Origin of the sequence: Pseudoalteromonas sp. (assembly GCF_018402495.1) — a bacterium.
Lineage (GTDB): Bacteria > Pseudomonadota > Gammaproteobacteria > Enterobacterales > Alteromonadaceae > Pseudoalteromonas.
This window is the reverse complement of record NZ_JAGYIU010000003.1, coordinates 89,464-101,922: the sequence shown is the minus strand read 5'-3', so window position 1 is coordinate 101,922 and position 12,459 is coordinate 89,464. Positions and strand designations below refer to the sequence as shown.

General features: G+C 38.5%; 6 protein-coding genes. 3 read left to right on the top strand and 3 right to left on the bottom strand.

The annotated features are described in order from the left end of the window. The first annotated feature begins 134 nt into the window (after positions 1 to 134). Together KG708_RS10320 and KG708_RS10315 are read left to right on the top strand one after the other, a co-directional pair. Positions 135 to 1,355 (top strand): Xaa-Pro peptidase family protein, encoded by a 1,221-nt coding sequence (locus KG708_RS10320; protein ID WP_213609536.1) that lies wholly within the window; start codon positions 135 to 137, stop codon positions 1,353 to 1,355. A 119-nt stretch (positions 1,356 to 1,474) separates the two neighbouring features. Then, positions 1,475 to 2,134 carry a DsbA family protein gene (locus KG708_RS10315; RefSeq protein ID WP_213609534.1) on the top strand — a complete coding sequence of 220 codons (660 nt, stop codon included), beginning with the start codon at positions 1,475 to 1,477 and terminating at the stop codon, positions 2,132 to 2,134. A 281-nt stretch (positions 2,135 to 2,415) separates the two neighbouring features. On the opposite strand, the gene KG708_RS10310 is transcribed toward KG708_RS10315, so the two are convergent. Then, positions 2,416 to 2,901: a hypothetical protein gene (locus KG708_RS10310; protein ID WP_213609532.1), complete on the bottom strand. Its 486-nt coding sequence runs from the start codon at positions 2,899 to 2,901 to the stop codon at positions 2,416 to 2,418. A 293-nt stretch (positions 2,902 to 3,194) separates the two neighbouring features. Between KG708_RS10310 and KG708_RS10305 the strand changes: the two genes are divergently transcribed. Then, complete coding sequence (locus KG708_RS10305; protein WP_213609530.1) at positions 3,195 to 4,232, top strand: IS110 family transposase; 1,038 nt, start codon at positions 3,195 to 3,197, stop codon at positions 4,230 to 4,232. Positions 4,233 to 4,904: 672 nt separating this feature from the next. Here KG708_RS10305 and KG708_RS10300 read toward each other — a convergent pair. Together KG708_RS10300 and KG708_RS10295 are read right to left on the bottom strand one after the other, a co-directional pair. Beyond that, positions 4,905 to 5,378 (bottom strand): hypothetical protein, encoded by a 474-nt coding sequence (locus KG708_RS10300; RefSeq protein WP_213609528.1) that lies wholly within the window; start codon positions 5,376 to 5,378, stop codon positions 4,905 to 4,907. Next, entirely contained in the window at positions 5,371 to 12,441 is a 7,071-nt protein-coding gene (locus KG708_RS10295; protein ID WP_213609526.1) for an FG-GAP-like repeat-containing protein, read from the bottom strand. Before KG708_RS10295 ends, KG708_RS10300 begins: the two co-directional genes overlap by 8 nt. Positions 12,442 to 12,459 lie beyond the last annotated feature (18 nt).

Genomic DNA, 12,459 nt, shown 5'->3' with positions numbered 1-12,459 from the left:
GGTTATCAAGTCCTTGGTAATGAGAGACTTGATAACTCATCCCCATTTGTTCAATACTTTTTTCACTATTCGCAATTAATTTGAATTGAACACGTTTAGCCTACACACTATGCAAAATTTTGTAGGAGATATAGATGACACCTCTTGGTATTGGTACTCACACACCCGAGCAAGCACTGGCTAACCTCAGTAATATGACCCACTCGGTCACGCCTATTCAGGCCGATGAGTATTTAGTGCGTATGGCCAAAGCGCAAGCTTATATGCAAGCTAATAATATTGCTGCAATCTATTTAAATGCAGGTACCAACTTAACCTATTTTACAGGTATGAAATGGTATGCCAGTGAACGACTAGTCGGCGCTATTTTACCGGCCATGGGTGAGGTGCAATACATTGCCCCCCATTTTGAAATTGGCTCTTTAAATGGCTTTAAAGTCATTGATGGCCCAATACACGGCTGGCAAGAACACGAGAACCCGTTTGAGCTATTCGTTAACGTGCTTGAACAGCTTAATATTAGTGACACTGCAACGGTTGGTATTGATGAAAGCGCACAGTTTTTTATTTTTGATGGCATCAATAAAGCCAGTTCAGGGTTAAAGCTGGTTAACGCTCAACCAGTTACTGCGCATTGTCGAATGCATAAATCAGCCAATGAATTAGCATTAATGCAATGCGCTATGGATATGACCTTAGCGGTTCATCAGGCTACTGCGAGTATACTTTATGAAGGTATTAGTACCATAGAAGTCGAAGAATTTATTAAAAAAGCGCATCAAAAAGTAGGTGCCCCGGGAAATTACTTCTGTATTGTATTGTTTGGCCTTGCTACCTCATTCCCTCATGGTGTAAAAGATCCGCAAATTTTGAAAAAAGGCGACATGGTCCTTATTGATACCGGATGCAAAGTACACGATTACCTGTCTGATATTACGCGCACCTACGTGTTTGGTGAAGCAACCAGCCGCCAACGCCTATTTTGGGATTTTGAAAAAGCAGCGCAACTAGCAGCTTTTAATCAAGCCGCCATTGGCAAAACCTGTGAATCGGTTGATCAAGCCGCTCGCAGCTACTTAGCAGCTCAAGGCTTAGGCCCTGAATACCAAACACCAGGTTGCCCGCACCGCACAGGCCATGGTATTGGCTTAGACATTCATGAATGGCCTTATTTAGTGGGGGGTGATAAAACCCCGCTTGCCACAGGCATGTGTTTTAGTAACGAGCCAATGCTGGTTATTCCAGATGAATTTGGTGTGAGATTAGAAGATCACTTCTATATGACAGATGACGGCCCGCGTTGGTTTACCCAACCAAGCCACAGCATTGACGACCCATTTGGTTTAAACAGCTAACCTGAAAACATTCAATAAAAGAGCAGCACCTTCGCTGCTCATTTTATGTTCAATGATTGATAAACTAAACTTCATCCCAATATCCATTGTTATTACCAAGCAATCCTTCAAGGATCCCTGTGAAAAACTTTAAAATTGATATCGTCTCAGATGTAATGTGCCCGTGGTGTATTATTGGGTATAAAAACTTAGAAACCGCATTGGCAGAATTAAAAGACGAAATGAGTGCGGACATTACATGGCACCCTTTTGAACTTAATCCCAATATGCCACTTCAAGGGCAAGATTTAAACGAGCACTTGCAGCAAAAATACAGCTTAACCGAAGAAGACAGTGCGCGAAATCGGAAAAACCTAGTGGATGCAGGTGAACGAGCTGGCTTTACCTTTAATTTTGACGGTAAACGCATCATGATCAACAGCTTTGATTTACATCGCTTACTAATGTGGGCCCGCGAAGAAGGCAAGCAAACCGAGTTAAAATTGGCGTTTTTTGAGGCGCACTTCACCAATTTAAAATATTTAAATCAAGAAGATGCATTACTCGAAGTAGTAGAAAAAGTCGGCCTTAACAAAGATACAGCCCGTGATATTTTACACTCAGATAAATACGTACAAGCGGTCCGCCATGAGCAAAATAACGTTAAGCAAATGGGTATTACTTCAGTGCCTACTTTTATTATAAATGATAAGTATGCACTGACAGGTGGGCAACCGAGTGAGTCGTTTATTCAAGCACTTAAGCAAATAAGTGAAGAAGAAGCAAAAAATACTCAATAAGTTTTAAATAAGGGAGCGACAGCAAATACAAGCTCCCTATATTTAATAATGGTTGCAATAAACCTTGAAATATAACTAGTTTTAGTTTGTTAAAAACAAAACTCATCACCAAAAGGCAAGAAGCAAGACTTGACCCTATTCACTTCATTTTGACCCCGTTTACTGTTTTCATTCTTTTTTTATAAAATGCAAGATGCAAAACCTACCCACTCATATTTCATAAAAGGCAAAATGCAAGACCTGACCCTATTCACTTTTATTCCTATTTCTAAAAGCTTAATCTATGCTTCAAAACATCCATATTTAGATATAACCAGGTTGTTACTTGAAAACTTTCTGTACTCACTATTTATTTTCACAAATTCCATAAGCGAAACTATATACTCCTCTTCTGAAATGGTTAATTTATAGATTTTCTCTATTGGGATATCAATAATGAAGATTTCACCGGCTTTAATTTCAACTTCGAAAGGAGTTATTTTTTCATGATGTTTTAAAAAAATTTTCATGAAACTATTTCTATTACCAGTGTTAATGGCTTGCTTATATTCATCGTATTTAAATAAAGCTAACCCACTGAAATCAGTATTGAATCTTATTTTTCTTGAATCTTTTAAATTGTTATTACTGTAGCTTACTAATAAATTAAATTCTTCATTTTCAAAGTTACAGCTTAAATTGACTTTAACATCGACTGCCCTACTTTTGGCACAAGATAAACATGTGAATATCATCAAAGTTACAATAGCTAGTTTTTTAATCAACATAATTTTTCCCCATCATACTATGTTCTAAAACATAAGGGTTGTGCCTCAAATGAGAAATAGCAGACACTCTTTCTCTGTACCACTACAATTTTACGCTATAAACCTCTCCAATTTCATTAGACCATTACAAGCAAACTCAATAAAAGTAAAAATTTCACGTTATTTCCTTATTAAAAACAAAACTCATCACCAAAAGGCAAGAAGCAAGACTTGATAATCATATAGAAAGCTCCTCGAGTTTTTCGATACAGTTGTGTTAACCAAAACATAAACTGTATCTCGAGGAGCTTAGTATGAAACTATATGGTGGAATTGACTTGCATTCAAATAATTGTGTTATTGCTATCATTAATGAACAGGGTGAAACACTTACCGTTAAGCGTTTAAATAATGACATGTCTGTCATTTTATCTTTTTTAAGTCCTTATAAAGACAACTTAAAAGGGCTTGTTGTCGAATCAACATTTAATTGGTACTGGTTAGTCGACGCTTTAATGGATGCAGAATTTAAACTTCACTTAGCGAACCCCGCTGCAATTCAACAATATTCAGGCTTAAAATATGCAGACGACCACAGTGATGCACGCTGGTTGGCTGAAATGTTACGTCTAGACATCCTGCCTGAGGGCTACATTTATCCTCGTGAACTCAGAGCTGTTCGCGACTTAATGCGTAAACGAATGGACATTGTTCAACAATCCACTAAAAACCTATTATCAGTGCAAAGCTGTTACATGCGACACCTTGGCTACAAACTCAGTAGCAACAAAATAAAACAAATGGCCGCTATCAGAAAAGGGGTTGATACTGAGCAGGTACACGCAGACTTTAGCTCAATGAATACAGCACTGTCGGTCATTTCTAACCTCTCATTAATACGTTGTGCCCAACAGCAAATTAATGCAATAGAGAGCGCTATTTTACAACAAACATCGCTCTCCCCTGAGTTTATAAACCTAACTAGTATCGATGGGATTGGGAATACGTTAGCACTGACCATTATGTTAGAGACAGGCACTATTAAACGTTTTGATAGTCCAGGTAATTTCTCCTCATATTGTCGCTGCGTTAAAGGTGCAAAATACAGCAATGGGAAGAAGAAAGGCGCTACTAATCAAAAGAATGGTAATCGTTACTTAGCGTGGGCGTTTACTGAGGCCGCTAACTTTGCCATTCGGTATAACCCAACAATTAAAAAATATTATCAACGAAAACTGGCTAAAACGAACCACGTTATCGCAATTAAAACGGTTACGCATAAGCTCGCAAGAGCCTGTTATCACGTGCTTAAAGATAATGTCCCATTTGATGAACACAAGGCGTTTACTTAGCGACTATAAAAAATTAGGTTAACGTGTTGAGCTAATAATGGGGTTGGTAAAACCATTAGATTTGATTGAGCCTGCACGTTAACCGCTCATATTTTAAATACTGGATATGCCCAATGTTTGAGCCAAAAAGGGGTGGTTATGTTCAAACATAAACCACAGAATTGTTACAGCGCAGTGTGTAAACACAGCCAGAAACTGGACTGACATTGGTACTAAACGATGACTGAGGCGAAAGCCAAGGGCCTTAATTAATCATCCATGATGCTTAATTAAACTGCCTAAATTCACATGGGTGACTGGTGCATATTCACACCAATCGACGTCATTACTGGGTGCGTAGTCATATTTAAAGTGAGTTTAAAAAGTAACAACACTTGGTTTTTTGAATAAAAAGATCAAGAAAACACAGCTGCCTGCTTGACCGGAACTTTCTAATGGGTGACCCTATTCACTTTTACATATTCACACCAATCGACGTCATTACTGGATGCATAGTCATATTTAAAGTGAGTTTAAAAAGTAACAACACTTGGTTTTTTGAATAAAAAGATCAAGAAAACACAACTGCCTGCTTGACCAGAACTTTCTAATGGGTGACCCTATTTATTTCGTATTCACTTTTTAAGAGAGTTCAACTTCAAGTTTTCTTAAGATCCAACCTATAATAACTGGCTAATTCTCGTACCTCGCCTTGACGACTTTAGAGTCATTAATATTGACATGATAAAATAAAGGACTGTCATTTTTTGAAGTAATAAAGAGCAACTCTTCGCTATCAGCTCTTTCCAATACTTGCTTTAGCATTCCACCACCTTTTTTATTTAGGTCATTAGATATTTTAAACACTTTCTTTAAAAGACCTTCAGAAATTTTGCTATCTTCAATATTAAAAATAACATACTCTGCACTTTGACAATTTATGTCAACATTACTCAAAAGCAGTTGTTCATCAAAATAAAAGTCGTCTTTTACATAGGTAATACGTACTTTCTTTTTTGAGCAATATCCAAATCTAATCTTAGCTTCAGAAAAAATATCAACAATATCTTCCTTATAATCGTATTTATGAACACTATACTCATTAACTTCTAAAGCTTTAACTTCATGTATACTCAGCAAGAAGAAAAGTGTTAAAAATCTATTCAAAACCAGTTTTCCTATAAGCATCAAATAACCTTTTTAGATCGTTATGTTGAGAGAAACTTTTATTTGCATCATACGACATAATGCTTCCTGAATTTTCAGGCTGATGCGATAAGCCTAACAGATGTCCTAACTCATGCGCACCAGTGGTTTCATTAGCTCTCCAAGGCACCATTTCAATTACATTGCCAGATCCAACTTTTGCTCTAGCTGCGGCATCCCATACATTTCCAGCACTACAGGGCGTTGGACATTCATTAATTATTAAATTAGCATTTTCCAAATCGGGGGCTAAAGATACGTTTGCTGATATTTCAACTTCATACCTGTCATTGTATTTAGCCTTACCTTTTAGGCTGCTCTTTAGAAATTCAACCTGCTCATTTAAATCAGCTTCACTTAAATCTTTAGTCGCAACTTTTAAATCGAGTTTAATTGAATACTTTTTCTGAGAAACACTAACATCAGTCTTGAGTACCCCTCTAAAGGATTCATTTACGATAACCTCATCGTCGACATTTCCTGCTACAGTTACTTTTTGTTTTAGTAATTCAGCAGCATACTTTCCTTTCTTCGTTGAATGACTATCTGTATCTGCAGCTCCCTGCTCTTTACCGATACTGTTAATAGCCATACCCATGCCTGCAATTGCTAAGTTAAGCGCTTGTCCCTTCGCCCAGCTCTTAGCATAACCACCCGCAAAGTTGGCCATGGCGGTGCCGCCACCATCTATTGCTTGCGCGACTGATATTGCAAATTGCGCGTATCCGTAAAATTGATACGCTGTAAGCATTCCTGAAATTACACCGGCAGCAACGCCTGTTGCGATTCCGCTAGCAATAGCCGACTGCAGTGCCCATACTGCAAGCGTCATAAATATATACCCACTTGGGTCGGTTTTATTCAGCGGATTATTTACTACATACGAGTAGCGGTTTAAGTTTTGAATGTTCTCTGGTGCTTGCACCATGGGGTCTGCTTGTAAGAAGCGCCCAAGAATAGGGTCGTAAATACGCCCGCCCATGTGTACCAGCCCAACTTCGTCCATTTGCTCGTGACCAGTAAAACCACGTAACGTTATTTTACTGGTAAATTTAGCTTGGTCGCTGAAATCTCTCGCCCATGTTTTTGCATCACGCCGTGCACCAAACACATCAAAGCTCATACTTTGTTCAAGCTTACCACTGGCATCAGCAATCACATGAGTCGAGCCTAAATGATCGTCTAACATGTAGCGTGTTGTGGCTTGGTTATTCACCGTGGTGACTAATACTTTACCTGCAATGTAACGTTTACTCACCCACGCACTTTGCCCACCATAACGGATAAACTCTACGTTACCAACATAGCGTGTTTCTTGTGCTAGGGGTATAAATACTGTGATATCACCGTTTAGGATAGGGATTAAACTGCCTTTTTCGCCACCAAACTCTGAACGTTTGTAACGTTTACCTGCCCCCGAGTAGGCAAACTCAACCCAATAATCGTCTTTTTTAATGTAAGTCGGTTTATGGAATGAGTTATATACCAGCTCACGGTCATTATCTTTAACCATATTACCAGCAGCATCATACTGGTAATTATTAGGGCGAGACCCTGTAACTTGTGTCACAGCATGTGGGCGACTACTTTGATAATAATAAGTACCCACCCCTGTTTTATAAGTAATATTACCTAATTCATTATAGCGAATATCGGTGGTTACTCCCCCTGATATAGTGCTGCGGGTTACACGGTTTAAACTGTCATAGCCGAATGTTTCTTTTTTATTGACCGCTAAATCTTGGCGATAATTTAGATTGCCTAAATTATTCCAATCATAGCGTAAATTTTGCAGTGTACCGCTGCCCGTTGAAACCATGCTGGTTAATAAACCAGTATGAGCATCAAACACTTTGTTACGGGTAATCCTACTTCCGAGTTGTTCTTTGGTAATATTACCAAACGCATCCGCTGCTTTTGCTTGCCAAACCGTTGCATTGGTTTGGTTATCTTTTACAGAGGTTAGGTGCTTGTAACTATTATAAATATACGAAACCGATTTTCCGGTTGCGTCTGTTTCAGTTAATAGTTGACCATTATTATTGAAAGCCCAAAGCTCTTTATAGGTATCACCATCAATAATAGTGTGTTTTTCACGGTTGCGACCAAATGCATCATAATAAAAGCGTTCAGTAAACCCACTTACTTTGTCACTGGTAGTATACACCATGCCTTTAGCATAACTACCACTGTCGTACGTAGTGACAGTGTGATGCTCAAGTTTGTTGTTACGCTTTCGCACACTTTCAATAACACGACCTAACGTGTCATATTTATACGTTATTAAATTTCCGTTACTGTCGCTTTCTTGACTAAGCTGGTGATACGCATTGTAGCTGTAGTTAACAGTCCCTTTATCGGGATCAATTACCTGCGTTTTATTGCCATATTTATCAAACGTAACTTTAATTTGGTTACCTTTAGGGCCCGCTAATATACGCGATTTACCATTTTCATCGTATTGGTAAGTGGCTGATTTACCATTAGCGTCGATCACTTTAACCAGTAATCCCATCGCATTTTTCAGCTGTGTATTTTTGTGCCCTGAGGGATTAATGGTGGTAACCTCTTCACCATTGTATTGTGTATCCCATACAGAACCATCGGATTTGGTAACTGATACAACGCGATTTTGTTTATCATACTGGTAAGTATTCCAAGTCGGGGTAGCATTTGCAAAGAATGGCATTGACTCCTGAATTTTACGCCCTTTACTATCGTATTTGTAATCAACATACACATAGTTTCCATTAAGCACGATACTCCCCTCACGCAAGGGGCGCCCTAGTACATCAAAGTAACTTCGACTTGCAGGCGATCCTTCGCTGATAGTTTCTTCATAATAAACCGAATTTGAAGGGCAATGTGACGTGCTTTTACACCAATATTTAGTTTTACTATTGCTCAGTGCTTGACTACCGGATGTGCTGGTATTGTTTGCGGGTGTCGATATCTCTCCCGTTAAACGACCAAGCTTGTTATATGTATAATAAGTACGTTGACCATTTGCTGTTTGTGTATAGCTTTTGCGCCCATAGCCGTCATAACCAATCGTGCTACGATGTCCTAAAGTGTTTTCTTCTCCAGTTACGTGTCGATAGGTACTATCATAATAAGTATGTAAAGTTTTAGTTGGTAAACCTGCTTTACTGACGGTTTCTTTACTGATCAAACCATAACTATTTAAGGTGTATGTTTTGGTCACGCCATTGTCTGCTATCGATTTCGTCAACCTGCCTAAGCCATCATAAACAAAGGTACTTACATGGGCGTTAGTATAATTACCTTTATTACTGCCAGATAAACGGTTTAAATAACGTTTGCTTTCTGCTTTTCTAGTTAATCGCCCACCGTAAACACTATAACTGTATGTACTGGTTGAGCTGCTATGTGCATAACCATTACGGCTATCGACGGTAATTGCTTCAGTGATTGGGTTACCAAAATTATCAATAGCCAATGTTTTAATTTTAGTGGCGATAACAGTTTGGTTACTATCATCCGTATTATAACTACGCGTTTCTGTGCGGTTTGGAAAAACTAAGTAAGGGACAGTTGCATTTGCAGTTTTAAAAGCAGTTTCTTGCTTACGATTATACGTAGTTTTTATCTCTGACTTTAATCGCCAAATATTACTGTTTACAGTGGCCGTAGATAGTGTTGCAACCTTTGCCAAATCCGAAGCTGAAAAGTTATTTACCGACGACATTTGCTTGCTACCTGATGCCATTGTAAATTGTTCAGCATCTGCAATGGGTACTGTTCTAGGAATTTCGCATGCTCTATCTCCCCATTTGCAATTGCATAACTCAGGTATAATTTCGCATGGATCACCAGGGGGATTCCCCCCCCCAGAGCCACCACCAGAGCCGTTATCATCACCATAACGAACATAAGACTGAACTCGCTCGGCACTGCCTCGATAATCACCATCTTGGCGATAGGTTGTTACTACTTTAGTCCCTGTATTTTTACTTTCGATTTCTATTTGTCTAAAGCCCAACATACCACGGCCAACCTGCGCCTTTGCACCGTGATATTTGTAAGTGATTTGGTCGCCCCCTTTGCGCAGTAAGCTAACGACTCTCGCTCCCGATTTAACATCGGTGACACGCCCACTACCCCAATTTTTACTTCTCGCATCATTATGAGGCACATATACATTACGATTATTTAACGTAGAGTAAGTGACATGAGTTTTGGCACCAAAACCATCCGTAACCGAGGTTATTAACGTGGCTGCTGCATCTGAATTTTGATAAAGCCCCATCCTTCCAGAAAAAACAAGCTTATCGGGTGTACCATCTCCTGTGACATCCATGTAGGTAGAAAAGTTATAATCTGAACGGTTATCTGTTAATTTTCTTGATGTGAAACCACTACCATTATAAAAATGGAAATAGTCTCCATAATTCTCACGATAGATCTCTTGCACGCCATCACCGTTAATATCAACAGTTTTTAAACTTGGCTTATCATAAGTAAACAGATAAATAGCGCTATTAAAACCATTGCCATTATTAATACGTGCGTACCATTTATTATTGTTATCGCGATATAGAATATCCGCTAGCCCATCTCCATTCAACTCAGCAACTTGGATATCTTTTATTCCTGCGGTACTGCCAACAGTTAAAAACTCATCAAATGTATCGTTTCCTTTTGAGATTAATACTTTCCAATATGTAGTCCTTGAAACTCTTTGAGTTGTAACTAGCCCTTCAATGCTTTGAGCGTCATTGAGCGTAGCCTGTTGTGGAATTTCAACTGAGGCTAACATATTAACTGGATTTAATTGGCTACTATTTAATGGAATTAAGGCATCATTAGCATTCAAATCACCATTGTTATGAAGCTCTTCAATTTGGTTCTCTGTTGTTAAGCTAGACTGACTTATTTGTTGATTTGATGCTAAAGGAGCAGATCTTGGATTTACATCACAATCAAATCTATTTCTGCAAGGGGGTTCTTCAATATAAGTTGACAGCTGTACTTTTGCTAAAAAATCGGCGCGGCCATCACCGTTAAAATCCATTGCCTGAAATGTATTATCTTCCTTATCATATGCCAACATAGTTGCACTAGAATCAGCAGGAGCAGATAGATTAAATTTAATCGCCTTTGCCGCTCCACTTGCTAAACCCGTTTTAGTGCCTTTCTGGTAAGATAATTTATTTCCTACAAAGTGAAGTAACTCAGGATATCCATCAGCATCAATATCCATAAAGCGGGTATTATTATCATTACTTGGTTTACTTATTGCGGTTAAATCAGTAAACGAAAAATTCATCGCTGAGGTATGTTTTAAAACTCGCCAATAACTTGAGCCTGATGGCATGTAAAGAATGTCATCTTTACCGTCTTTGTCGTAATCAATGACTTTCCAGGTTTTTCTAAATGATTTGCTTGCTAAGTTATTAAAGCGTTTTTCCGTACCAAAACCACTCCCTGTATTTGGTATTAAATAAAGATAATCAGTTGAGCTACCACGGTCGTTTCTGACGTAAGCAATATCTGTAAGTCCGTCGCCATTAAAGTCTAAAAATTGATGCGCTTTGTAACGACTATTTCTAGAATAATCAGTGCCAATATCACGACCAAGCTTCACGCCACCTCTATTTGTCCAATTAAATATAGTAGGTGAGAGGCATTTATTATCATTCGAGCAAGCTTGAACTTGTTGCAATACACTTTCAGTAACCCCTGTACCAATATAGCCATAGGTCAAATTATAGCGACGTATTAAATTACCAGAATAATACGATTCAACGTTTTGAAGACGTTTAGTTAACGTAATTTTGTTACCTTTTAAATAAGTTACACGACTTGTATCTGCACGAGTCTGCCAATTAAAACGCACTTCATTACGAGTTGTTGCACCATACCCAGAATACTTAATTGATAATGGGTAATACTCTAAGCTACCGCTTACGGAACCGTAGTTATAGCTATAATAATTTCCAGACGCATCTTCAACGCGCTTTAATGCCCACGCAAACCCCCGGCCATTCGTTGCTTTAATTAATGCATCTTGTGAAGAGCTATATTTCCCGTAAGTATATTTATTACCCTGAGTGTCATAGACAGTAAATGCGTAGGGGCCTGTTGTAGTATTGGTTGTATGCGCTACTATTTTTTGACCATTATTTTGTCGCGTACGATATTCGGTATTATTAGCGCCATATGTCTGCCCTGTTTTTAAAATAAGGCGTTGGCTATCTAAACAAAACATATCATCTTTATCTAAATTTACCGAACTAGCAACCCCATCGGTTTCCATATTTTTTTCACAGCGTGTAATAGCACTTAAGCCACCGATATTAAAACCAACTCCTACATGGCCATTTCTGGGGGTCGAAGAGTAACTTAAGGACACACTAGGCTTAAGACCTCCCGTTGCTTCTCCGAGTGTAATTGGAATGTTATAAGTAAATTCACCACTTGGTGTTACGCTACTTTCAGCCGCAATTGTGCCTACATAATCATTCGTATTAATCGCATGCGTTAAGCCTGCGGCTTGAGCATAATACACTTCTTGAGTATCTTTATTAACTATATCAGCTCTAAAGTCGTAGTTTACATCTCGAATTTCTATTTCATTACCGAAACTTCTGATATCAATACCTATTTTAAAAGGCTTAACTGTTTTATTAGAAACCAACAGCTCATGGCCGAGATCGGTTTGGATTAAAATATCTGGAATACCATCGCCATCAAAGTCACTTCTTAAGCGTTTACCAACCACATCTAATTCATTACTTAGTTTCATAAACTCTGATTTAGACATAGGAACAAGCTGATAGCCGTCAGCAGTTTCTATAATTCGTACATAAGGCATTGATTCAAAAAGTCGAATGCTAACAGGCGCTTCATCGATGGTAGTAACTTGCTTTACAGGTTGTTGATAGTAAAGATCACCATTGCTATCTTGCCAAATATTGTTAGTTGGTGTAACTGAGCTAGCGATCACACTCCAACTAACTAGACCTAAAAAGATGGTCCATAATCCTTTTTTGTTAAACATGCAGTGTCACTTTTTATT

What these genes read in the sequence shown, in the direction of transcription:
- KG708_RS10305 (WP_213609530.1), top strand. Translation starts at nt 3,195, where the DNA reads ATGAAACTATATGGTGGAATTGACTTGCATTCAAATAATTGTGTTATT.
- KG708_RS10295 (WP_213609526.1), bottom strand. Translation starts at nt 12,441, where the DNA reads ATGTTTAACAAAAAAGGATTATGGACCATCTTTTTAGGTCTAGTTAGT.
- KG708_RS10310 (WP_213609532.1), bottom strand. Translation starts at nt 2,901, where the DNA reads ATGTTGATTAAAAAACTAGCTATTGTAACTTTGATGATATTCACATGT.
- KG708_RS10320 (WP_213609536.1), top strand. Translation starts at nt 135, where the DNA reads ATGACACCTCTTGGTATTGGTACTCACACACCCGAGCAAGCACTGGCT.